At 34.4% G+C, this 23,935-nt stretch carries 19 protein-coding genes and 1 tRNA gene; 14 read left to right on the forward strand and 6 right to left on the reverse strand.

Annotation, left to right across the window (positions count from 1 at the left end; translation table 11 throughout):
- Positions 1-35: 35 nt before the first annotated feature.
- Entirely contained in the window at positions 36-710 is a 675-nt protein-coding gene (locus Q0871_RS05555) for an SCO family protein (RefSeq protein WP_299319144.1), read from the reverse strand.
- Positions 711-872: 162 nt separating this feature from the next.
- On the opposite strand from Q0871_RS05555, the gene rseP reads away from it, so the two are divergent.
- Positions 873-2,222: an RIP metalloprotease RseP gene (gene rseP, locus Q0871_RS05560; RefSeq protein WP_299319148.1), complete on the forward strand. Its 1,350-nt coding sequence runs from the start codon at positions 873-875 to the stop codon at positions 2,220-2,222.
- 80 nt (positions 2,223-2,302) lie between these two features.
- Positions 2,303-2,376 (forward strand) — tRNA-Asn (locus tag Q0871_RS05565).
- 341 nt (positions 2,377-2,717) lie between these two features.
- Here the strand turns inward: Q0871_RS05565 and Q0871_RS05570 are convergent.
- Positions 2,718-4,223 (reverse strand): aminotransferase class V-fold PLP-dependent enzyme, encoded by a 1,506-nt coding sequence (locus Q0871_RS05570; RefSeq protein ID WP_299319152.1) that lies wholly within the window; start codon positions 4,221-4,223, stop codon positions 2,718-2,720.
- A gap of 227 nt (positions 4,224-4,450) precedes the next feature.
- Between Q0871_RS05570 and Q0871_RS05575 the strand changes: the two genes are divergently transcribed.
- The 9 genes from Q0871_RS05575 (at position 4,451) to scpA (ending at position 16,327) form a co-directional block, all read left to right on the forward strand.
- A complete protein-coding gene (locus Q0871_RS05575; protein WP_299319156.1) occupies positions 4,451-4,930 on the forward strand; it encodes a biotin/lipoyl-containing protein in 480 nt (159 codons plus the stop codon).
- Positions 4,931-5,113: 183 nt separating this feature from the next.
- Positions 5,114-6,586 carry an acetyl-CoA carboxylase biotin carboxylase subunit gene (gene accC, locus Q0871_RS05580; RefSeq protein WP_299319160.1) on the forward strand — a complete coding sequence of 491 codons (1,473 nt, stop codon included), beginning with the start codon at positions 5,114-5,116 and terminating at the stop codon, positions 6,584-6,586.
- A gap of 27 nt (positions 6,587-6,613) precedes the next feature.
- Entirely contained in the window at positions 6,614-8,155 is a 1,542-nt protein-coding gene (locus Q0871_RS05585) for an acyl-CoA carboxylase subunit beta (protein ID WP_299319163.1), read from the forward strand.
- A gap of 472 nt (positions 8,156-8,627) precedes the next feature.
- On the forward strand, positions 8,628-10,898 hold the full coding sequence (locus tag Q0871_RS05590; protein ID WP_299319792.1) for a PAS domain S-box protein: 2,271 nt from the start codon (positions 8,628-8,630) through the stop codon (positions 10,896-10,898).
- Between the two features lie 11 nt (positions 10,899-10,909).
- The gene (locus tag Q0871_RS05595; RefSeq protein ID WP_299319167.1) at positions 10,910-11,326 is read left to right on the forward strand and encodes a response regulator; all 417 of its coding nucleotides are present in this window, start codon (positions 10,910-10,912) and stop codon (positions 11,324-11,326) included.
- Positions 11,327-11,431: 105 nt separating this feature from the next.
- On the forward strand, positions 11,432-11,587 hold the full coding sequence (locus Q0871_RS05600; protein WP_133671524.1) for a YqaE/Pmp3 family membrane protein: 156 nt from the start codon (positions 11,432-11,434) through the stop codon (positions 11,585-11,587).
- Positions 11,588-11,881: 294 nt separating this feature from the next.
- Positions 11,882-12,691: a DUF6503 family protein gene (locus tag Q0871_RS05605; protein WP_299319176.1), complete on the forward strand. Its 810-nt coding sequence runs from the start codon at positions 11,882-11,884 to the stop codon at positions 12,689-12,691.
- A gap of 107 nt (positions 12,692-12,798) precedes the next feature.
- The gene (locus tag Q0871_RS05610) at positions 12,799-14,172 is read left to right on the forward strand and encodes a methylmalonyl-CoA mutase subunit beta (RefSeq protein ID WP_299319180.1); all 1,374 of its coding nucleotides are present in this window, start codon (positions 12,799-12,801) and stop codon (positions 14,170-14,172) included.
- Complete coding sequence (scpA, locus tag Q0871_RS05615; RefSeq protein WP_299319184.1) at positions 14,165-16,327, forward strand: methylmalonyl-CoA mutase; 2,163 nt, start codon at positions 14,165-14,167, stop codon at positions 16,325-16,327. Before Q0871_RS05610 ends, scpA begins: the two co-directional genes overlap by 8 nt.
- A 74-nt stretch (positions 16,328-16,401) precedes the next feature.
- Here scpA and Q0871_RS05620 read toward each other — a convergent pair whose 3' ends face one another.
- The gene (locus Q0871_RS05620; RefSeq protein WP_299319187.1) at positions 16,402-17,646 is read right to left on the reverse strand and encodes a sugar MFS transporter; all 1,245 of its coding nucleotides are present in this window, start codon (positions 17,644-17,646) and stop codon (positions 16,402-16,404) included.
- 238 nt (positions 17,647-17,884) lie between these two features.
- Between Q0871_RS05620 and Q0871_RS05625 the strand changes: the two genes are divergently transcribed.
- Positions 17,885-18,457, forward strand: a complete 573-nt coding sequence (locus tag Q0871_RS05625; RefSeq protein WP_299319190.1) for a RidA family protein — start codon at positions 17,885-17,887, stop codon at positions 18,455-18,457.
- Between the two features lie 121 nt (positions 18,458-18,578).
- Here Q0871_RS05625 and Q0871_RS05630 read toward each other — a convergent pair whose 3' ends face one another.
- Entirely contained in the window at positions 18,579-19,127 is a 549-nt protein-coding gene (locus Q0871_RS05630) for a hypothetical protein (RefSeq protein ID WP_299319194.1), read from the reverse strand.
- 29 nt (positions 19,128-19,156) lie between these two features.
- A complete protein-coding gene (locus tag Q0871_RS05635) occupies positions 19,157-19,753 on the reverse strand; it encodes a hypothetical protein (protein ID WP_299319197.1) in 597 nt (198 codons plus the stop codon).
- Positions 19,754-19,862: 109 nt separating this feature from the next.
- On the opposite strand from Q0871_RS05635, the gene Q0871_RS05640 reads away from it, so the two are divergent.
- Positions 19,863-20,435 (forward strand): sigma-70 family RNA polymerase sigma factor, encoded by a 573-nt coding sequence (locus Q0871_RS05640; protein WP_299319200.1) that lies wholly within the window; start codon positions 19,863-19,865, stop codon positions 20,433-20,435.
- Entirely contained in the window at positions 20,432-21,169 is a 738-nt protein-coding gene (locus tag Q0871_RS05645) for a hypothetical protein (RefSeq protein ID WP_299319204.1), read from the forward strand. The genes Q0871_RS05640 and Q0871_RS05645 overlap by 4 nt, the downstream gene beginning before the upstream one ends.
- Here Q0871_RS05645 and Q0871_RS05650 read toward each other — a convergent pair.
- Positions 21,149-23,848, reverse strand: coding sequence for a CHAT domain-containing protein (locus Q0871_RS05650; protein ID WP_299319209.1), 2,700 nt, complete (start codon positions 23,846-23,848; stop codon positions 21,149-21,151). The two genes, Q0871_RS05645 and Q0871_RS05650, sit on opposite strands and share 21 nt — an antisense overlap.
- Positions 23,849-23,935 lie beyond the last annotated feature (87 nt).

A 23,935-nucleotide genomic window follows, 5' to 3' on the forward strand; every position in this document is an offset into this window, starting at 1 on the left:
TAAAGTCCCCTGTACAAAATATGTATAGGGGACTTTTACTTTTCATGAGATTCTTGAAGTACTTTAATATCTTTCAATAATTTCTCAATATCCTCCTTTTTTGTTCCGTCATAGAAACCTCGAATTCTTTTTCTCTCGTCCACTAAAATGAAATTTTCGGTATGGATCATATCAAATGGTCCGCCGTCACCATCTGTTTTTACGGCTAAATACGATTTACGGGCTAGGTCATAGATTTGTTTCTTATCACCCGTAACTAAATTCCAATTACTATCGTCAACTCCTTTTTCAAGGGCATATTTTTTTAACTGGGCAACAGAATCAATTTCTGGTGTTACCGAGTGCGATAATAACATGACATCAGAATCTTTACCAAGCGATTGTTGTAGATCTACCATGTTTTTGGTCATAATCGGGCAAATGGTAGGGCAAGTGGTAAAGAAGAAATCTGCTACGTAAATTTTACCTTCGTAATTATCTTGGGTAATAGTTTCGCCATTTTGGTTCGTCAAAGAGAAATCTGCGATCGTATGGTATTTTCTAACATGCTGTATTTCTTCAGACACCAATTCTGAATTTACCATAGCAGGCGAATATACCGGTAACAGCTTTACAGGTTGTAGGGCGTTGTAAAAAAGATACATGATAACTGCAGAAATAGGTATCAGTACCAGACCGAATATTTTGAATTTAGCGAAAAAAGACCGCATAAGAATTTTTTACAAAGGTACGCTAGGGCTATTTACTTTTCAAGTAAATTCACCCTGTTAGCTGATAAAATATTCATAAAATACCACTCACTCAGTGTGTTTCTTTTTTTTAGCGGTTGTAAAAATGTACTTTTGTGCGATTTTAATTTTCAGGAAAAAAGAATGAGCCCTATTATAATAAAGACAATACAATTTTTTTTAAGCCTTTCTATACTTATAGTACTACACGAGTTAGGGCATTTTATACCAGCAAAATATTTTAAAACAAGGGTAGAGAAATTCTACTTATTCTTTGATGTTAAGTTTTCGCTTTTCAAAAAGAAAATAGGGGAAACTGAATATGGTATTGGTTGGTTGCCTTTGGGCGGATATGTAAAAATATCTGGAATGATTGATGAGAGCATGGACAAAGAAGCCATGGCAGAAGAACCGAAGGAGTGGGAGTTTAGAAGCAAGCCGGCTTGGCAACGTTTAATTATAATGTTGGGTGGTGTTACGGTTAATTTCGTTTTAGCAGTAATTATTTTTATTGGTCTGGCCTATGCTTACGGAGAACAATATATAGCGAATGATAGTTTAAAAGACGGAGTTTGGATTACTGATACTACTTTAGGTAACGCATTAGGTATACAAACAGGAGATAAGGTAATTGCGGTGGATGGTAAAAAAATAGAATCTTTAAATACTATTTTGCCAGAAGTAGTTTATGGTGAGAATATCACAATTGAACGTGATGGTAATACTATTGAAAAGGAAATACCAGTTGATTTTATTGAAACTATATCTAATAATAAGGAAAATGCTAGGTTTATTAAGCCAAGATTACCTTGGATAATTAGCCAAGTACCTGAAGATTCTCAGAATGCAAGTGTAGGGTTTGAAACTGGTGATGTATTAACAAAAATTGCAGGTACCCCTGTTAAATACCAAGATGAGGTTTTTCCTATTCTAGAAGCTAAAAAAGGAACTACAGTTGATGTAATTATAAATCGTAATGGAAGCAATGTTCCTTTGAAAGCAAAAGTTTCGGAAGAAGCAAAGTTGGGATTGATGATTGGTTTGACAACGATTGATGCAGAGGAACAAGGGTATTTGAAAATAAATACAACAGATTACACTTTCATAGAATCTATCCCGGCCGGATGGAACAAAGGCGTTAAGACACTTACAGATTACATTAAAGGGATGAAGAAAATTTTCAATCCTGATACTGGTGCTTATAAAGAGGTTGGTGGTTTTGCCGCTATTGGTGGTATGTTCCCAGATACTTGGAACTGGCCTCAATTTTGGGGCACAACTGCGTTTATATCCATTATTCTAGCGTTTATGAATATACTACCTATTCCAGCATTAGATGGCGGGCACGTTATGTTTTTGCTTTATGAAATAATTACAGGAAGAAAGCCAAGCGATAAATTTTTAGAGTACGCTCAAGTAACAGGATTCTTTATTTTAATAGCACTTTTACTGTTCGCGAACGGTAATGATATCTATAAATTGATATTTAAATAAAAAAACTTAATTCTTTGTTTGGAGACTTTCAAAAAACTACTATATTTGCACCCGCTTTAGGAAACTAAAACGGGTTATTTTCCTCCTTAGCTCAGTTGGTTAGAGCATCTGACTGTTAATCAGAGGGTCCTTGGTTCGAGCCCAAGAGGGGGAGCAAAAAGCGAAATCCAATCTATTTATTTAGGTTGGATTTTTTGTTTTTGGTCAATACTGGCAGGGCTTCGTGCTGTTTAGGCAGAAATACTATTTTCAAATACAAGTATCTCTTTCAAAGTAATTATAAGAAATTCGATGTGCTATTCGGTATACTACTAAAATTTGCGAGTACCCTATTATTCAAATCAGAATTTAAAACAATAGTTTCTCTTGATTATTAAAAAAAAGGTAATCATTTAGGTCTAAAGTTTTTAAATAGAAGAAATAACATACAATAAAGAAGGCTACTTAATTTTAAGTAGCCTTCTGTCTTATTCTATAAATAGTGTTTTAATTTAATTACATGGTAAACCAATCTGTTACTTCTTCAATAATCTTCTGGTCACCGTTATTTTTAAAATCAAATTCATTGCTTTTTGGGTTGTAGACGTAATCTTCGCCCCATTCTTTAAAATTTTGTGCAACTTGATTTACTGCGTCACAGATATATACTAGGTCTTTGTTAGAAGTAATTGGGTGTAGTGATAAGCGAACCCAACCTGGTTTATCTGTTAAATTACTATTCTCAATATCTTTGGTCATAGTAGTAGACGAGTTCGTATCCATGCTAAATAAATAATGGCAATAGGTACTTGCGCATGACCAGCCTCCTCTAACTTGAACGCCAAATCTGTCATTTAATAAACGAACTACTAAGTTGTAATGCGCCCCTTTTATTCCAAAGGAAATAACACCTATACGTTTTGCGTCATTTTCTCCTAAGACAAACAATCCATCAATTTTATTAAAAGCTGTAAAGCATTGCGCTAATAATTCTTCTTCGCGTTTTTCAATGTTGGTAGTTCCCATTTTTTCTTTAAGACGTATAACAAGCGCTGTACGCATTACTTGAAGAAAACCTGGAGTTCCACCATCTTCTTTAGTTTCTATGTCTGTATGGTAGCTGTATGCGCCCCATGGATCGGTCCATTTTACATTTCCACCACCGGGTACATCAGGGCAATCTGTATTGTAAAGATTTTTATTAAAAACTAAAACTCCACATGTACCAGGACCTCCTAAAAATTTATGTGGCGAAAATAGAACGGCATCTAAGTTTGCTTCTGGGTCTTTAGGGTGCATATCTATTTCTACGTATGGCGCAGAAGCAGCAAAGTCCATAATACAAATTCCTTTGTTTTGGTGCATTACTTTTGCGAGTTCATGGTATCTAGAAATAATTCCCGTAACATTAGAACAGGCTGTAAAAGCTCCTATTTTTTGAGGTCTATCTGCGAATTTTTCAACCTCAGCTCTTAATTTTTCAGGACAAATAAGGTTATTTTCATCGCAAGGTACAATCACTACATCTGCAATAGTTTCCATCCAAGGGACTTGGTTAGAATGGTGTTCCATGTGAGAAATAAAAACAACAGGGCGTTCATGCTCTGGTAACTTTATGTTGTTTTTGATAGCGTCTGGCCACCTTAGTCCCATAATACGCTGAAGTCTAGAAAGTACTCCCGTCATACCTGTACCAGCGGTCACCAATACATCGTTTTCATTTGCATTTACATGCTTTTTAATTATTTCTCTTGCATGTCTGTAAGCATAGGTAGAGGCTTTTCCTGTTTCGCTTGAGAATGAATGCGTATTGGCAATCATCGGACCAATTTTGTTTCTCATCGTATCTTCAATGGGACCATATAATCTACCACTAGCGATCCAGTCCGCATAAAGCAGATTTTGAGTGCCATAAACCGTCTCAAATACCGCATTTTCACCTACTACGTGAGATTTAAATTTAGCGAAATGATGTTCAAGAGAAGATTGCTTTGCGCCTTTTACAGAGTTGGCTGAAGTCATAATAAAAGTATTTAAATGAAAACTGAGGCGAAAGATACTAAGGGTAGTACAATTACATTGGCTAAGTCAGCATTTTTTTGCCTTTCTTAAGAGTATAAATATGCTGGTTTCGAATTGTATAATTATATAAATCAATAAAGAGATAGACATTTTTAAAAGGTAAAAATCATCGCCAAACTTTTTCAATATCTTTGGTAAACACTATAAGTTGTTTTATAATATAAAATATGTCAAACTATTTAATTACCATAAACGCAGAAGAACTACACTTTAATAGTAGCGATGTCGATTCTTTAGATAGCATTAAAGTGAATGCAAAAAACCTTCATGTTTTAGATAATAATACTGCTTTTGAGGTGGAGATAGTGCATTCCGATTTTATGAACAAGACGATGACATTGTCCATCAACGGAAATATTTACGAAGTTAAACTAGAAGATGAATACGATCAACAGGTCAAAAAAATGGGATTGTTAGCAGTAACAACTCAAAAGTTAAACGAGGTGAAAGCTCCAATGCCCGGATTAATTGTTGATGTAATGGTTAAGGTAGGTCAAGAGATTGTAGAGGGTACTCCCTTAATAGTTTTGTCTGCAATGAAAATGGAAAATATTATTCTTGCCCAAGGAGAGGGAGTTATTAAATCTATTGAGATTAAGAAAGACGACGCTGTAGAAAAAGGACAAGTGATTATTGAAATGGAATAGTAAATAACAGGATAACTGTGATTGGAGAAAGAGTAAATTACTTAGGATGAGACCTTTGATACACGCTTAAGAGAAAAATCTTATAATATTGAGGTCCGCCCAATCCTGCGGGCGAGCATGCCTCAGAAAATTAAACCCTCAATGAGGGATTAAATCTCGATTATCGAATAAATTAAGTTTTTAATGAAGAAAATACTTATAGCCAACCGCAGCGAAATAGCTTTAAGAATAATGAAAACTGCCCAGAAAATGGGTATAAAAACTGTTGCTGTTTATTCAGAAGCCGATCGTCATTCGCCACACGTTAAGTTTGCCGATGAAGCAGTTTTATTAGGACCTGCACCATCATCAGAATCTTATCTGGTAATGGAAAAAGTTATAAATGCAGCAAAGGTTACCGGTGCAGAGGGTATTCACCCAGGTTACGGATTTTTAAGTGAAAATGCAGTGTTCGCCCAAATGGTGGAGGATAATGGTATTACTTTTATCGGCCCTAAGCCACACGCTATTAAAGTGATGGGAAATAAATTGGCAGCCAAAGAAGCGGTTCGTGATTATGATATTCCAATGGTGCCAGGTATTGAAGAGGCTATAACCGATGTCGAATTAGCTGAAAAGGTAGCTAAGCAAATAGGATTCCCGATTTTAATAAAAGCTTCTGCAGGTGGTGGTGGTAAGGGAATGCGTGTTGTTGAAAACTTGCCAGATTTACCAGAGCAAATGCAACGAGCTATTAGTGAGGCACAAGCTGCTTTTGGCGATGGTTCTGTTTTTATAGAAAAGTATGTCGGTTCGCCTAGGCATATAGAAATTCAAATACTAGCTGATACGCATGGTAATATGGTTCATTTATTTGAACGTGAATGTAGTGTTCAAAGAAGACATCAAAAAGTAGTTGAAGAAGCTCCGTCAGCAGTTCTTACTCCAGAAATTAGAAAAGCCATGGGTGAAGCTGCAATCAAAGTAGCGAAAGCATGTGACTATGTAGGGGCGGGTACGGTTGAGTTCTTACTTGATGAAAATAAGAATTTCTACTTCTTAGAAATGAATACTAGACTACAAGTGGAACACCCGGTTTCAGAGTTGATATCAGGTATCGATTTAGTAGAACAACAAATAAAAGTAGCTCGTGGCGAAAAATTGGCTTTTACCCAAGAGGATTTGAAAATAACAGGTCATGCGCTTGAAGTACGTGTATATGCAGAAGATCCGTTGGTTAACTTTATGCCGAGTATCGGTACGTTATCTACTTATAAAACTCCCGTTGGTGAGGGTATTCGTGTTGATGATGGTTTTGAGGAAGGTATGGAGGTTCCTATTTATTATGACCCCATGATTTCTAAGTTGATCACCTATGGAAAAAATAGGGAAGAAGCCATACAGTTAATGATAAAGGCAATTGATGGTTATAAAGTTGAAGGTGTTGCAACAACCTTGTCTTTTGGTAAATTTGTATGTGAGCATGAAGCTTTTACATCAGGAAATTTTGATACTCATTTTGTCAAAAACTACTATTCTCCAGAACATTTAGAAAAGCAGTATGCCGAAGATAGAAGAATAGCAGCTTTAGTAGCTTTAAAGTTGTATTTAGAAAATGATAAAATAGTAAAAATTCCGGTTAAGGTTTCTTCGAATTGGCAGAAGAGTAGAACTTAGAATTCCAAATTGATTTGAAAAATTAGAATGAAAGATAATAAACAAATACTAGCAGAGAAACTGGCATTGGCTAAATTAGGTGGTGGTCAAGAACGTATTGATAAACAGCACGTCAAAGGAAAGTTAACTGCTCGTGAACGTGTTCATTTTTTGTTAGATGAGGGCTCATTTGAAGAAATGGGCGCTTTGGTAACTCATCGTACTAAAGATTTTGGTATGGAAAAACAAGTTTTCTATGGGGACGGAGTGGTAACAGGTTACGGAACTATTAACGGAAGACAAGTTTGCGTTTTTGCACAAGATTTCACGGTTTTTGGTGGTGCGTTATCTGAAACCCATGCCGAAAAAATCTGTAAAATAATGGATATGGCTATGAAAATAGGCGTGCCTATGATTGGTTTAAATGATAGTGGAGGAGCTCGAATTCAAGAAGGGGTTCGTTCATTAGGCGGCTACGCCGATATTTTTCATAAAAATGTAATGGCATCGGGAGTAATTCCTCAGATTTCTGCCATAATGGGACCATGTGCCGGTGGTGCGGTTTACTCACCTGCAATGACCGATTTCACTTTAATGGTAGAGAATTCTAGTTACATGTTTGTTACAGGACCGAATGTGGTAAAAACGGTAACCAATGAAGAGGTAACCTCAGAAGAATTGGGTGGTGCGTTAACACATGCTACAAAATCTGGAGTAACACATTTGACGGCTGCGAATGATATTCAATGTATCAATCAGATTAAGCAGATGATTAGCTATATGCCTCAAAACTGTGAAGATAAGCCGATAGACTTGCGATTTGAGCTTGGTAATGAGGTGCGTGATGTATTAGAGGATATCGTTCCTGAGAATACAAATCAACCTTACGATATGCGTCATGTAATCAACGGAATTATCGATCAAGATACGTTCTTCGAAATACATGCGGCTTATGCAGATAACATCGTTGTAGGTTTTGCAAGATTAGGTGGTAAAAGCATTGGTATTGTTGCCAATCAGCCTATAAATCTTGCAGGTGTTTTAGATGTTGATAGTTCAAAAAAGGCAGCACGTTTTACTCGTTTTTGTGATTGTTTCAATATTCCCCTTTTAGTATTGGTAGATGTACCAGGGTTTTTACCGGGTACAGATCAAGAATGGAACGGGATTATAACTAACGGTGCAAAGTTATTATATGCTTTAAGTGAAGCAACGGTACCTAAAGTAACGGTTATTACAAGAAAAGCATACGGTGGTGCGTATGATGTAATGAACTCTAAACATATTGGAGCTGATTTAAATTACGCGTGGCCAGGTGCAGAAATTGCAGTAATGGGAGCAAAGGGAGCAAGTGAAATTATTTTTAAGAAAGAAATTAGTGCAGCTGATGATCCTGTGGCGAAATTGGCTGAAAAAGAAGCAGAATATGCAGAATTATTTGCAAACCCATATAGCGCAGCACAAAGAGGGTTTATAGATGAGGTTATTCTACCAAAAGACACTAGACGAAAATTAATAAAAGCGTACACTATGCTAGAGAATAAAGTGGCTACTTTACCAAAGAAGAAGCATGGTAATATTCCGTTGTAAGCACTCATAAAAAATAAATTTTATTTATGAATTGCGAATTTTATACATCGTAGGTTTTTACTTAAAATCATTTTATAACGCTTAAAAAACAAGAGTTTGCAAACGTTACCCATAGGTATCGATTTAATAAATGTTCAGAGTTAATATTGATAGAATAGATTTTCGTATTTAATTCAAACCTGAGTTACTCACTTTAATTTCCTTAATCATATGTAATGGTTTACCATAAGAGGTAAATCCGTTTAAAATAACCTCATAAGTTCCTTCTACATCTGAAGTGAAAAATTCAAAATTATAAGAGATGTCCTGATAATCTATATTAGGGTTCAGATATAAAATAAATTTATAAATTGTATGGGTTTTAGGTGTGTACTATTCCTGATTCATTACTTATCAGTATTTTATTACTATTTTTAACATAAATACGTGTTAAAATTAATAAATTGAGTCAATACCCTAATAATACTAACTTCTGGAAAGGCATCACCAAATATTTATTGAACAAACTCCAACGGCAATTGCTATGTTAGATACTAACATGGTGTATTTGGCAGTTTCAAAAAGATGGATAAAGGATTTCGTCTTTGAAGATGAGGATATTGTAGGAAGGTCACATTATGATATTTTTCCAGAAATAGGGGACGACTGGAAAGAAAAAAATCAACTATGTTTAAAAGGGGCTATTGATATATGTGACGAGGCACCTTTTTATCGTAAAGATGGGTCCATTCAATGGATTTATTGGGATGTAAGACCTTGGTATAATGCTGAAGGAGAAATTGGCGGACTTTTAATGCATACTGGAGATATTACAGAGCAAAAGGAAAGGGAACTTGAGAAAAAACGTGCTGAATCTATTTTAAATGATACCAGCGAGATTGCACGTATATCAACCTGGGAGATAAACCTTTCTACTCAAGAACTTTTATGGAATAAGATGGCTTATGAAATCTATGAAGTTGCAGATGATTTTAGACCAACAGTAGATGCTGCATTAGAATTTTTTAAATATGATGAAGATAGACAAGCTGCTAAAGTTGCTATTCAAAATGCAATTGATTATGGTTCTGCTGTTGATATGGATGTAGAAATGCTTACTGCAAAGGGAAACAGTATTTGGGCGAAAATTACAGGTAAAGTAGAAAGTTTATCTGGAGTGCCAACAAGATTTTATGGAATTTTGCAAGATGTTAGTAATATTAGACTTACTGAGCAACGCCTTAATAGAGCATATACAGAACTTGAGGCAATTTTTAATTCTAAATCTACCGCTATAATTACTACAGATAAAGACGGAATCATTAATCGCTTTAACAAAGGTGCCGAAAAATTGTTAGGGTACACCGCCGATGAAATTGTAGGTTTAGAAAAACCTGATATTTATCTTTTAAAAGAGGAGCGTGATAAATTTGAAAATGATATTACCCTTTTATTCAGAGGAGATTCTTTTATAGCAGATGCTCAGTATAATTATCGTAATGAAAATATAAACGACACCAGACAATGGACGTTTCGCCGAAAAGATGGTTCTATGTTTTCGACCCTCACTTCAATTACGGCAATTAATAGTAGTGAGGGTATAAATGACGGATTTATCTCAGTAGTGACCGACATATCAAAAATAAAAGATGTCAAGAATGAATTGAGAAAGAAGAATGACTTATTGAATTTTGCTGAAAGACTTAGCCTAATAGGTCATTGGCAATGGAATACCGTTTTAGATAGAGTGCAATGGTCAGAGAATCTTTATACGATTTTTGAGCTTGAAGAAAGTGTTACTGAATTACAATTTGATACGTATTTCAATTTTGTACATCCAGAAGATAAAGATTTGGTAGCTGAATACTTTAAAAAGTCAGCTAATGACAAAAAATTCTACAGTTTTATCCATAAAATTATTACAGTTAATGGAGTTGTAAAAACAATACATTTGGTTGGCAAGGCAATAGCGAATAAAAAAGGAGAAATTTTCGAAATGTTCGGTACTTGCCAAGATGTTACCGAATCGAAAGAAGAGGAACTAAAGCTTATAAGGGCTAAAGAAGAATTAGAAATTGTTGCCCAAAAGCTTGCGTATCAAAACAAGCAACTCGCTGATTTTACACATATTACTTCACATAATTTGAGAGCACCTGTTGCTAATTTAAACTCGTTAATGGAGATTTATAAGCTTTCAGATGATGATGAAGAACGCCTAGATATATTCAGTAAATTCGATACTGTAATTGATCGACTGACACTAACATTGAATACGTTGATAGAGGCATTAAAAACCAAAATCAGCGATGCTCAAGAAGAATTGGAAAGTGTAGATTTAAATGAAATTTTTGAAGATACGATCCAAACACTAAGCGGTTCAATTCTAACTTCAGGTGCTGTTATAAAAGGAGATTTTAGAGAACTTTCAACTATTACCTATAATAGAATATATATGGATAGCATTTTTCTTAATTTAATTGGGAATGCCATAAAATATAAGGCAAAAGACAGGGCGCCTGAAATAATAGTAAAATCTAAGGTTAAGAATGGTAGAAATATCATTACATTTAAAGACAATGGCTTGGGTATTGACCTTGAAAGACACGGTCATAAATTATTTGGACTAAACAAGGTTTTTCACAGACACCCAGATGCAAAAGGTGTTGGTTTGTTTTTGACAAAAACTCAAGTTGAAGCTATGGGTGGTACAATTACCGCAACAAGTGAAGTCAATGTTGGCACAACTTTTACAATAATTTTTTAATTAAGCTTACTATGAATAATGTTTTAAAAACATGTATTGTTGATGATGATTCCATTTACCGTTTTACAATGGTAAAAACACTAGAATCAACGAAACTGCCTATGGAAATTATGGTGTTTCCAGATGGTGAAGAGGCTATTGATTTTATGCTTGATAATCTTGATCAAGATTCTGTTTTTCCAGATGTTATTTTCTTGGATATTGACATGCCAGTAATGGACGGATTTCAGTTCATGGAAGAATACGTAAAAATTAAACCTAGGGTAGGTAAAAAGATTACTATATACATGGTGTCATCTTCTTTAGATCCTGTAGATATTGAAAGAGCAAAGAAAATAAGTGCTATTTCAGATTATATTGTAAAACCAATTGGATTAAATAGATTAAAAACTATTATTGAAGACTTATTAGAAGAACGAAAAGATTAAATTATAAAGAGGTGTGTTATTGTTTTTAGGTCATTATACTATTGAATGGAGTTAAGCTAAACGGCTTAACTCTAGTATTTTTGGGTGAACCTAAAAATTAAAAATATGTCATTACTCACTATAATTTTAAATATATTATTACCACCATTAGCTGTTTTTCTAAAGCATGGTATTGGCACAACATTGTTAATTAGTATACTATTAACGATGTTAGCATGGCTACCAGGTGTAATTCATGCTTTTGTTGTAAATCAAGAATAGCTATTATCACATATATAGTCTTGTCTTTTACTAATTTTAGTAAAACAAGTAAACCGCACTAATCATCAACATGTATTGATAGTTAGTGCGGTTTCTTTTTATAACTAGTCTTCTTCTATGTTTGGAAATCAGCTCCTTATTAACATTAATTATGATAATCTACCTACTTAACCATTCTTTTATATAATAACTTTGGTGCGTTAGGTATACATTTCATATTGGACTATTATTTTTTCAAATCAATAAGTGTTTAATAGATATTTATCATCCATTTTAAATTTTATCCTTTATAATATGAATAAGTTTTTAAGAATTGTTTTCGGAATTATTTTTTTATCGGTTGTTGGTTGTAAAGATGTTGATAAACGTGGCAATAGCGAAGGGCAGAGTGAACAATCTACGCAAGAGTTAGATAAGGAAAGCGCAGAGGTAATAGTACAAAATGCTATCAAAGCACACGGTGGAAGCCTATATGACAGTGCTAATTATGAATTTGTGTTTAGAGATAAAGTATACATGTTTAATAATGGTGATGAATCTGCTTATCGTGTTAATTTTAAGGATAGTCTAGGCAATAGAATTGAAGATAATTTTAAAAACGGTTCATTTAGTAGAACTATTAATGACAAAATAGTCGACCTCTCTGAAAAGGATATTTCAATACATAGTAATGCTTTAAATTCGGTTATCTATTTTGCTACATTACCACATAAACTAAACGATAAGGCAGTTCATAAAGAAAATGTTGGTGAAACTGTTATTAAGGGTGAAGATTATGATGTTATAAGGGTCACTTTTGGTAAAGAAGGTGGTGGTAAAGACCACGATGATATTTTTATGTATTGGGTAAATAAAAAATCAAACTACATTAATTATCTAGCATACAGCTATAGCACTAATGATGGTGGTGTACGTTTTAGAAGTGCGTATAACCCAAGAACTATAGATGGTATTCGTTTTCAAGATTATATTAATTGGGCAGCTCCCGTAGGTACTCAGTTAAAAGAACTTCCGGCCCTTTTCGAAAAAGAAGAGTTGAAAGAGTTGTCTAGAATAGAAACAGAAGATGTTCGTAGCCTTAATACCAGTGCAGTATTAGAATAGGAACTTTTTAGAACACAATTTACTTATCGTATCTTTGAAAGACTGTGTTTGATACATTTTCAATGCACATTAAACGAACTTGTTTTTTTAATTAAACTCCGTCTTGTATGAAGGGTAAGACCTTATTTGAAAATTTCGATCCCGTTTCTGAAAAAGAATGGAAACTGAAAATTCAATATGATTTAAAGGGGAAAGATTATAACGAAGAAGTGGTTTGGAATTCTCCTGAAGGTATTAAGGTAAAACCTTTTTACCATGCCGAAGATTTAGAGCATTTAACAGTTACTTCTTCTCTTATTACTTCTTGGAATATTGGTCAGGTTATCTACGCTGGTAATGCTATAATGGCTAATGAAAAGGCGCTAAAATATATAGACAAAGGAGCTGAAGCTATTCGGTTTGTTATTCCGACTGATGAAGTAGATGGTTCGGTTATTTTGAACAATATTGATTTAAATGCGGTCAATGTCTATTTTGATATGCAATTTTTGTCTCAGGATTATATAACTAAAATTCTTAGTAGGGTTACTGAATCTAATAAAATACATTTTCAAATTGATCCAATCGGTCACTTGGCAAAATCAGGGAACTGGTATGAATCTATGCCTTCGGATATTAATCTTGTTAATGATTTAGCAGCACTTAATATTGACAACTTATTGAGTGTAGATGTTTCTCTCTATCAAAATGCTGGTGCAGATATGGTGCAACAATTGGCAAATGCCTTATCTCATGCCAATGAATATTTAAATATTTTACAAGAGAGCGGAAAACTTGCTAATCTTAAAAGTATTGATTTTAAGGTAGCAGTAGGTGGTAATTATTTCTTTGAAATTGCTAAGATAAAAGCGTTGCGTAATCTTTGGAGTGTTCTTGCCCAAGCATATGATATTTCTATTCCATGTCACATTACCACGCAACCTTCTAGACGAAATAAAACCATTTACGATTATAATGTAAACTTGCTTAGAACTACTACTGAATGTATGTCTGCCGTACTTGGTGGGTCAAATTCGGTTTTTAATTTAAATTATAATTCAGAATATAAAAAGGATAATGATTTTGCAGAACGTATAGCTTTTAATCAGCTTATTCTATTAAAAGAAGAAAGCTATTTTGATAAAGTAGAAAACCCAACAGATGGTAGTTACTATATTGAAACAATAAGCACACAATTAGCTGAGAAAGCGTTGATTTTGTTCAAGGCAATTGAAAAGGATGGCGGATTCTTAAAGCAACTAAAAAATCATACGATTCAGAATAGAATTGCTGATAGTGCTCAAAAGCAACAAGAGAAATTCAATGCAAAGAAAACAGTTTTGGTAGGTTCTAATGCATTTCAGAATGAGAAGGATAAAATGTCGCAAGAAATAGAACTATACCCGTTTGTAAAAAAGAATCCTCGAAAAACATTGATTACTCCGATTATCGAAAAACGATTGGCAGAAGAACTAGAGCAAAACCGTTTGTCACATGAGTAGAAAAGATTTGCAACATATTCAATTGAATGATTCGGTATTACCTGGTAATATTCATAAGAATAGTATTTCAGAAACAGAAGAATCAACATTTACTACGGCAGAAACAATTTCATTAAAAAAGAAATATGCTAAAGAGGATGTAGATGATATAGAGCATTTAAATTTTGCTGCAGGTATACCACCATTTTTACGTGGACCATATTCAACCATGTATGTATTACGCCCATGGACTATTAGGCAATATGCAGGATTTTCAACGGCTAAAGAAAGTAACGAGTTTTATAGAAAAAATTTAAAAGCAGGTCAAAAAGGATTATCGGTCGCCTTTGATTTACCTACCCACAGAGGTTATGATAGTGATCATGAAAGAGTAGTAGGCGATGTTGGTAAAGCAGGTGTTGCCATAGATAGTGTTGAAGATATGAAAGTACTCTTCGATGGTATTCCCCTAAACGAAATGTCAGTTTCTATGACCATGAACGGTGCGGTATTGCCAATAATGGCATTTTATATTGTGGCTGCTGAAGAACAGGGTGTTTCATTAGATAAGTTAGCAGGTACCATACAGAACGACATTCTTAAGGAATTTATGGTTCGTAACACCTATATCTATCCCCCAAAACCTTCTATGCAATTGGTGGCAGATATATTTGAGTATACCAGTAAACACATGCCTAAGTTTAATAGTATTAGTATTTCTGGGTATCATATGCACGAAGCGGGTGCCCCGGCTCATTTAGAGTTGGCGTATACACTTTCTGACGGATTGGAATATATAAGAACAGGAATAAAAGCAGGGTTGAAGATTGATGATTTTGCACCGCGACTTTCTTTTTTCTGGGGAATAGGGATGAATCACTTTATGGAGATTGCCAAAATGCGAGCAGCAAGAATGCTTTGGGCAAAAGTGGTGAAAGAATTCAATCCGAAGAACGAAAAATCATTGATGCTAAGAGCACATTGCCAAACTAGTGGATGGAGCCTAACCGAGCAAGATCCATTTAACAATGTAGCAAGAACGACTATAGAAGCCTCTGCAGCCGTTTTTGGAGGTACGCAAAGCTTACACACCAATGCATTAGATGAGGCAATAGCGTTGCCTACAGATTTCTCTGCACGTATTGCTAGAGAAACGCAAATATATCTACAACAAGAAACGAATATAACCAAGACCGTAGACCCATGGGCAGGTAGTTATTATGTAGAGAAACTTACGCATGAGTTGGTGCATAAGGCTTGGGAGCTAATGGAAGAGGTTGAGAGTCTTGGTGGTATGACCAAGGCAATTGAAACAGGTATTCCTAAAACTAGAATTGAAGAAGCTGCCGCTAGAAAACAGGCACGAATAGATAGTCAGCAAGATGTAATTGTGGGCGTCAATAAATATCAATTGACCGAAGAAGATGAACTTCAAATTTTAGAAGTTGATAATAAAGAAGTTCGTAGACAGCAATTACAGCGATTAGATGAAATAAAGAAAAGTAGAAATACAGATGTAGTAAACGAAAAGCTGAAGGCATTGACCAAGGCGGCTAAAAGTAAGCTAGAGGATGGTGAGTCGCAAGAAAATTTATTAGCTATAGCAGTAGATGCCGCAAGAGAAAGAGCCACTTTAGGCGAAATCAGTAGTGCTCTTGAAGAGTCATTTGGCAGACATAAGGCAATTATAAATTCATTTACAGGCGTGTATTCAAGAGAAATAAAAGATGATTCAAGTTTTAGAAAGGCTCAAGAGCTAGCAGATCAATTTGCAGAAAAAGATGGTCGTAGACCACGTATTATGGTCGCCAAAATGGGGCAAGATGGTCATGATCGTGGAGCAAAAGTGGTGGCTACAGGGTATGCCGATCTAGGATTTGATGTAGATATTGGTCCGCTTTTTCAAACTCCAAAGGAAACGGCTAAGCAGGCGGTAGAAAATGATGTGCATATATTAGGAATTTCATCATTAGCTGGAGGACATAAAACCTTGGTGCCAGAAGTAGTTAAAGAACTTAAAAGCTACGGTCGCGAAGATATTATGGTTATTGTTGGGGGAGTAATACCGAAACAAGATTATGATTTTCTAAAGGAAGCTGGTGCTACAGCAGTATTTGGTCCAGGTACTAAAATTAGTGATGCAGCCATACAATTGTTAGGATTACTTTTAAAGTAAACACTGATATTAAATCAAATAAAAAATGCCGAGCAATTCAATTGCTCGGCATTTTTTTATGTCAATTGTAGTGGTTACGCAGCGGCAACTTCTACATTACTTTCTTTATTCTTTAACCAGAAATATAAAATGGTAAATAGAACTATTAAGATAGCCGGAAACAAAACCATAGTACCTAAGGTTTCTTGACCAGAAACTAATTCTAATTCATCACCTGTAAATCCTTGTGCTTCAGCCGTTGCTCTGTCAGCATCGATCCAACCACCAATAATCGGTTGGAAGATAGAAGATGAGAACATACCTATTGCGCCAATGATAGACATACCTAAGGCACCCGTTTTTGGTGTTTTTGTTGCAGCTAAACCAATCATGTTAGGCCAGAAGTAAGCGACACCCAATGCAAATATTACAGCAGCAACATAAGCCATAGCTCCTGTTTGTGTGCTAAATAAATAGATTCCTAAAGTTGCTAAAACAGCAGAACCTAAAAGAACTCCGGTTTGGTTGAATTTTGCTACCATGCTGCCTCCAAAGAAACGTGCTACAGCCATTAACCCTGCAGTCAATGCTAAAATTAAAGTTGGTTCAGCACCACTTTTAGAAAGAATAAGACCCACCCATTGGTTTGGTCCAAATTCAGAAATTGCAGTAAGTGCCATACATATTCCTATAAATAAGAATAGGGGAGTAAACATACCTTTTAAGTTTCCGCTAATTGTTGCAGCTTCTTCAATTTTAGCTTTAGGCCAAGTTTGGCCATAAAATAAAAACGCATAAATAATAGCCGGTATTAATAGCAACCATACTTGGCTCTGACCAATGATGCCCATATCTGTCATAAAACCAGATAACAAGCTACCTACGGCAATACCGCCAGGAAACCACATGTGAAACCTGTTAAGCATCGTACTCATTCTATTGCCTTTGTAAGCATCTGCAATCATTGGGTTACAAGCAGCTTCTGTACACCCATTACCAAGTCCTATTAGTAAGTTAGCTACTAAAAGTCCCATATAACTTCCAGAAAAAATCAAGAGTAAAATACCAACGGCATGCGCAAAAAATGCAAACTGCATAATTACTTTACCACCTACTTTATGATAAATCAAGCCACCTATTACCATGGCAATAGGGAAACCTAAAAACCACATAGAGGTTATTAGTCCCGCTTGACTAGCGCTTAATTCTAATTCTGTTTTTAATTGGTCTAATATACCTGCCGCAATGGCAAAAGAGAATGCCGTGGTAATTAATGCGAAACAGCTGGCATAAAAGAGCCTATTCGCATTTACTTTAGAAGTTGAGTTAGAACTGTCCATATTTAAATTGATTTAGTTGTTGTTTTGCATAATTTGCTAAACTAATAAAAATGAAATAATATCAATGCTTTTTTAGTAAAATGATACCTTAAGTACGGCAGAAAGCACAAAAAATAGTATTTATATAATTTTTAGTGTTTTTTATGCAATGTATAGTAGGTCAATTTTAGAGGTATTATGTTGATAATGAACTATTAGGTAACTTGTAGTCTTAATAACCACCTTTAATTTGAAAAATATGAAGTATTGTGTTTTAGTGCTTTTAACCGCTGTTATTCTGAGTTGTGGTGATGTAAACAAGCCAGCCAAAGAGAAAAATGAAACCACGAACGCTAAAGTAGACGCTAATTACAACCCAGAAGCTGTTTTAGATAGTTTAGGGATTGTGTTACGCGATCAAGGTATACCAGTTGCAAATTATGTACATGTGGCAAGAACAGGCAATCTTTTATTTTTAGCGGGTAAAGGACCAAAACAAGCTAATGGTGAAAATATTATTGGGAAACTAGGGGATAGCTTAACTATTGATCAAGGTTATCAAGCTGCTCGTGAGGTAGGTATTAATCAGTTGTCGGTTTTGAAAGCGGAACTTGGCAATCTTAATAAAGTAAAAAGGATTGTAAGCGTACATGGCATGGTCAATGCCTCACCAGATTTTAAGGATCACTCTAAAGTTATTAACGGATATTCAGATTTAATGGTTGCCGTTTTTGGCGAAAAAGGAAAACACGCACGCGCTGCAGTAGGTATGGGCTCTTTGCCCGGTAATATGGCTGTTGAGGTAGAGATGGTTGTTGAGGTGTATGAGTAAAGTAGTTAGCTTGGTTTGTTTTCATTCTAATATAGTTTAACAGTAATGTTGTAACAGATTTAAACAGTAAAAACCGAGGATTAACACTCGGTTTTTACTGTTTAAATGAGAATGTATCGGGTTAGATTAGACGACCATTATGTGATATGGCAATAGTATAGTACACTGTTTTTGTATTATTAGATTGTGTTCCGGTTATAAAATATCCGAATCGTTCTTTTGTGATTTTTACATTAGAAAGTTCTACATTCTGACCCCAAGTATGAAAATACATTTTTACTTTCACATTGCTTCCGGAAGATGAAATTGATAAGCTTTCTACGGTCTTTTTACTTTGAAAATTGTTTCGATCATTAAAAGCGGTTTTCACATTGTCAACTGTAACCACATCTCCTTTTTTCAAGTTTAAAGACCCTGAGCCAAAAGTTGTAAACGGTAATTCTACGTTGCCATTTTTTTTAACTGTTGATGAGCTTATATGTGCGTTAAAAATGAATCCCTCATTTATTTTTGAGACCAAACGTTCAAAAACGGCATTGTCATACGTTAAATTTTCGCAAGTAACAGATGGTTTTCTTACTTCTGGATTATCTGCAGCCTTGGTAATGTTGAAAGAGCATACTGTTAAGGCGAATACCCCTAATAAAATTGTTTTCTTGTAATGTTTCATAATTTCTGTTTTTATAGTTTATTAAATATTTATTCTAGCCAAATTTTTGATATTGCCATGTTACAACCGGTTTTACTTCTAGAGTCGAATTGTAACCTTATAAAATCAATATCAGAAAATGTAAAATCATTGCCAGTTGGTTTTATTTCTGAAAACGGAATGGTAAAGACGAACTTACCTTCACGAGCCGGTACATGTTTGCCGTATGCGGCATAAGTGGTATTTGTAAAAAGATTCAAGTTGATACCGTTAACCGTACTTTTAGCCTCAAATGCTACTTTTAAAGACTTGTATTTGCTGGCGTCTATATTTAGTGGCGCATTTCCATTTTTATTGACTCCGTAATTTATATAAGTTGTTCCCCTAGTGTCATAACCATAGCTCATAACGAGTAGCCCTTTTTTTATACTTAATTGCATGTTGTGTTCAAAAGGGTTTTGATTGAGCTTTGCAAAAACTTGCCGGTGCTGACCTATGATTTTTTTGCCTGTTTGTGTTTTTCTGTTTTCATTCATATCGGTAAATGTCAAATTGCTGATTTCACCAGTAGTAAAATCATCAAGTACTAGTTGGGCATTTATGGTAATAGATGCTGTACATATAAATAGGAGGGTCGCTATTTTCATTTTGTTTTGGTTTTTGGTTGCAACTATTCATGCTAATGGAAAGAAAAGGTTAACATTCACTTTAATTTTTTACTTTTAAGTGTTAACTATTTATCCGTAAATGCATTAAATGGAAAATCATTCAGATGAAACTTTATTTCAAGCGCTTAAAGAAGGTTCTGAATCTGCTTTTAAAAAGGTATATGAAGAGAATCGTGAGCTATTCTTGAATTTTGCAAGAAGGTATTCCCTGGCAGATGAAGAGGTGTTAGATGCTTACCAAGATGCTTACGTTGCACTTTATGAAAATATTCAGAATGGAAAATTAACAACCTTAAAAAGCGCTTTAAGTACGTATCTAATTAGTATAGGTAAGTATAAGATTATGGAGCGATTACGAAAGAGAAATAAGCATACGAACAATGAATTATTATTGAACAATGTAGAGGAAATAGATGACGAGATCGAAGCGTTTGATATTGACAACGATGCTTTGTCAACTGAACAAAAATTATTGAAAAAGTACTTTGATACTTTAGGAGAAAAATGCCAAAAAATATTAAAGCTATTCTATTACCAACAGTATAACATTAAGGAAATTATGGCAGAAGGAAACTATAACAGTGAAAATGTGGTAAAAAGTCAGAAATCCAGATGTTTGAAAACATTAAAGGAAGCCATTAAAAATTCCCCCCAATTATGATGGATAAAGAGCAATTATTATTAAAATATTTTGATGGTTCATTGACCCCAGATGAGAAGGTCAATTTTAACCAGTTTTTAGAAAGTGATGCAGAATTTAAAACGCAGTTTGAATTTGAAAAGGATGTAAAATCTGTTGTACGCAAAACTGAAAATAACAGTTTTAAGAAAATGTTACAAGGTTTTGAATCTGAATTAAGTGGTGCACCTAGTCAGGAGAAACAAAATTTCTGGAAACCATTAAGTATAGCTGCTAGTATTGCCGTATTAATAGGTGTAAGCTGGTTTGTATTTAATTCTGATGTGTTTAATGGAACAGAAGAATTGTATGCTTCCAATTATGAGAAATACCCTAATACGGTATATACAATTACACGTGGCGATGCAACTGATGAGTCATTGGAGCGTTTAGCTTTTGAAGCTTATGAAACTGATGATTTTGAAACTGCTATTACCTACCTCTTTGAGTTAAAGGAAAAGACTAGACTAGATTATGTAGATTTTTATTTAGGTCAAGCTTATCTTGCCAATGGAGATTATTTAAAAGCGACAGATAAATTCCAAGAAATTATATCAATAAATAGCGAGTTTAAAGATGAGGGCTATTGGTATGCAGCTCTTGCAAACCTAAAATTAGAGCAGGAAGAAGAAGCTAAAAAATTATTGGAGAAACTTATAAAAATGGGAACATATAAGAAGAATGAAGCAACAGAATTACTTGAAAAGTTGAACTAGTCTTTTTCTGTTCAAGAAAATAAGAAGAACCGAGATTACAGCAAACACATACCATTGCCAATGCGAATAGGTAATTAAGGGCTCGGTGTTTCCTTGAATGATATAACCTGACCAATAGTATGGGTGTGCAAGTCCGTTTTCTTTGTTCTTTTGTAAGAAGGATAGTTTAGCTTCCCTTAAAGATGCATCTTTTGGTTTTCCATTAGCTAAATTCTCATAAAACTCGCCCATAAGCTCAGAAGATGAATTGTCGTTCACTTTCCATAACGTACTTGATATACTTGCTGCGCCACTGTAGAAAAATCCTCTAGCAAGGCTTAAAAATCCTTCCCCCCGTTTAAGTTCGCCAATGCCACTTTCGCATCCACTTAAGGTAACGAGACTGGCATTTAAGGTTAAGTTATATAGGTCTTTTACAAAAAGTAAATCATCAGATTTTGATTTTGGAGTAAAAGCTAAATAAGAATATTCTGGATTCTTATCATCAAAAACGGCATGTGTTGCCAAATGTAAGACCGAATAATCAGATAATGTTGCAGTGAAATTTTGTAGCGTAGCTTGGTCATTAATAAAAGATTTACCGGTAAAAGATGTCAATATCTGCTGAACTTCATTTCTGTTATGCGGTAAATTGCCTAATATTTGAGAACGCGTGCCGTCTGAAGGTACATTATTATCAAAACTAGGCGCAAATGCTAGCAGGTTAGCACTGTTTTGTTCTATGCTATTTAATTGAGCCCATAATGTAGCTGAGTTCACATAACTGATGGTTCTATCTTCTATCAAGTAGCGATGCTCTGTCTCATTAGAAACCAGACTGCCAAAAGGGATATAGTTTAATAAACCATCTGGGGCAAGTATAATTTTTTCTTGTAGATGTAATTCTAAAATTGGACCTAATAGTTTTTGATACAGTTTATGACTCAGCTTAGAAAGTGAATCTGGGTTCGATTTAGGGTTCGAGAGCATTGAGTGTAAGTCGCTTATATTTTCTTCAAGTTCATCGGTAATTCTAATACTATAAAAGAACTTATCATTCTTAGAAATAGCGATTGTATAAATTTTCTGGTTACCGTAGAAATAGGAAATGAAGAGTTCGTTTTCTTTTAAGTTACCTTGTACTTCTGGTAATGTTAGTATTTTATTATTGTACTTTAAATTATAGTATGCTGGGTAGTTGGTTTCTATATCAACTACCAAATTACGAAGTTCTTGTTTTAGGCTAAATAGCTGATCTTCTAAACCTTCTTCTAAATTTTCTGAAACGGCAATTTGTTTTTCAACATGTGTAATCTCTGCTTTTAATTGAGTTTCTCGTGATAATGTTTCTTTTGGGATTTTAGCAAATTCTGTGGCTTTAGAAGATAATAAAGCTTCTAGCAATAAGACGGATTTACTATTTTCAGAGAATTGAAAAGCTTCATCTATATAGATATCATTGTTAGTTGACTTATATAAGTGTTGAGATGATGCTATGCCAGATTCGAAAATTGGATAAGCATTTTCTATTAGAAATAATTTATCGGTAGAATTTTTAAAACTTGGTTTTATTTGATTAAGAAAAATTGTGGTCTGTTTTACCACCGCAGTTGCCTTTAAGTAAGATTCATTATCTCCGTTTAAATTTAAAGTCGTAGCCTTGTTTTTAAATAGTTTTAGCGCGTTTGGATCCTTATCCTTTTTGTCTAAGGATGTTTTAAGTGCTAAATCGAAATTTATTAATGCCTTTTCGTGAAAACCCAGTAGGTTTTGAAGTAGCCCTTTTTCATTGTAAGCAATTTCTAAATCAGAATTTTTTTGTTTTTCAAAATTGTGTTTGATACTATTTATAGCTGAATCTATTTCAATTATAGCAATTTCATATTCCCAATTAGATTTATGGATAATCGCTTTTTTTAAATGGTATTTTACTTGAAATATAGGTTTGTTTTGAAATAATTTTTTAGAGTCATTTAAAAATAAAAGGGCACTATCTTTTTGTAATTGATAACCATAGTTTTCAGCAATATGAAATGCATTGGAAATTGCAGAATTGGTGTTTTTTTCTTTTTTATTATAGGCATATGCCTTAAGTAAATATGTGTTCGCTTCTTTATATTGTTTTTCCTTTATTAATACTTCGGCAAGCAAATTATAATTACCGGTTAAGGCTTCTAAATCAACATTTTCTGATTTTTGGATATCTCTTATGTTTTTTCTGTATAACGACTTGGCGTCGTCGTATTTACCCTCTATCATATAAAGTTTGCCAAGGAAACTATAAGCTGCAGAGGCTAAACTTGTAATGGTTTCACTTTTTGTAATTAACGCGTTATTATTTTGGATAATCTTCTCAAAAGCTTCTCGTGATTTGGAGTATTCTAATAATTTAAGATGATAGTCACCTTGGTAATACAGTAGAATATTTAAGTTGTCTGTATTTAAAATGGTAGTACCAGAAATTAAAGAATCTAGTTGGCTAAGATTGGCGCTCATTCTACTTAAGTCATAATGATAGCTAGAAACCCCCGTAGAATTAAATAGCGACTCTATAAGTATAGAATCGCTATTAATTGTTTTTGCAATTTCTTTGACCTGGTCAAAATAGAAGTAGGCAGAATCTTTTTCGTAATAATAGAACTGTTCTGCTTTTTCATTCAACGAATCTACTTTTGAAAGCGTTAATTGTTGTGACCACAAACAAATGGGACAAAAGCAAATTAGGTAAATTATTTTTTTCAACACAGGCATAGGGCTTCTTGAATTTTGGAGCCATTACACTAAAAT

Source organism: uncultured Maribacter sp., from assembly GCF_947500985.1.
Classification (GTDB): Bacteria; Bacteroidota; Bacteroidia; order Flavobacteriales; family Flavobacteriaceae; genus Maribacter.

Coding starts and splice junctions, on each gene's coding strand:
- Q0871_RS05555 (WP_299319144.1), bottom strand. CDS start 710: ATGCGGTCTTTTTTCGCTAAATTCAAAATATTCGGTCTGGTACTGATA.
- rseP (WP_299319148.1), top strand. CDS start 873: ATGAGCCCTATTATAATAAAGACAATACAATTTTTTTTAAGCCTTTCT.
- Q0871_RS05570 (WP_299319152.1), bottom strand. CDS start 4,223: ATGACTTCAGCCAACTCTGTAAAAGGCGCAAAGCAATCTTCTCTTGAA.
- Q0871_RS05575 (WP_299319156.1), top strand. CDS start 4,451: ATGTCAAACTATTTAATTACCATAAACGCAGAAGAACTACACTTTAAT.
- accC (WP_299319160.1), top strand. CDS start 5,114: ATGAAGAAAATACTTATAGCCAACCGCAGCGAAATAGCTTTAAGAATA.
- Q0871_RS05585 (WP_299319163.1), top strand. CDS start 6,614: ATGAAAGATAATAAACAAATACTAGCAGAGAAACTGGCATTGGCTAAA.
- Q0871_RS05595 (WP_299319167.1), top strand. CDS start 10,910: ATGAATAATGTTTTAAAAACATGTATTGTTGATGATGATTCCATTTAC.
- Q0871_RS05600 (WP_133671524.1), top strand. CDS start 11,432: ATGTCATTACTCACTATAATTTTAAATATATTATTACCACCATTAGCT.
- Q0871_RS05605 (WP_299319176.1), top strand. CDS start 11,882: ATGAATAAGTTTTTAAGAATTGTTTTCGGAATTATTTTTTTATCGGTT.
- Q0871_RS05610 (WP_299319180.1), top strand. CDS start 12,799: ATGAAGGGTAAGACCTTATTTGAAAATTTCGATCCCGTTTCTGAAAAA.
- scpA (WP_299319184.1), top strand. CDS start 14,165: ATGAGTAGAAAAGATTTGCAACATATTCAATTGAATGATTCGGTATTA.
- Q0871_RS05620 (WP_299319187.1), bottom strand. CDS start 17,646: ATGGACAGTTCTAACTCAACTTCTAAAGTAAATGCGAATAGGCTCTTT.
- Q0871_RS05625 (WP_299319190.1), top strand. CDS start 17,885: ATGAAGTATTGTGTTTTAGTGCTTTTAACCGCTGTTATTCTGAGTTGT.
- Q0871_RS05630 (WP_299319194.1), bottom strand. CDS start 19,127: ATGAAACATTACAAGAAAACAATTTTATTAGGGGTATTCGCCTTAACA.
- Q0871_RS05635 (WP_299319197.1), bottom strand. CDS start 19,753: ATGAAAATAGCGACCCTCCTATTTATATGTACAGCATCTATTACCATA.
- Q0871_RS05640 (WP_299319200.1), top strand. CDS start 19,863: ATGGAAAATCATTCAGATGAAACTTTATTTCAAGCGCTTAAAGAAGGT.
- Q0871_RS05645 (WP_299319204.1), top strand. CDS start 20,432: ATGATGGATAAAGAGCAATTATTATTAAAATATTTTGATGGTTCATTG.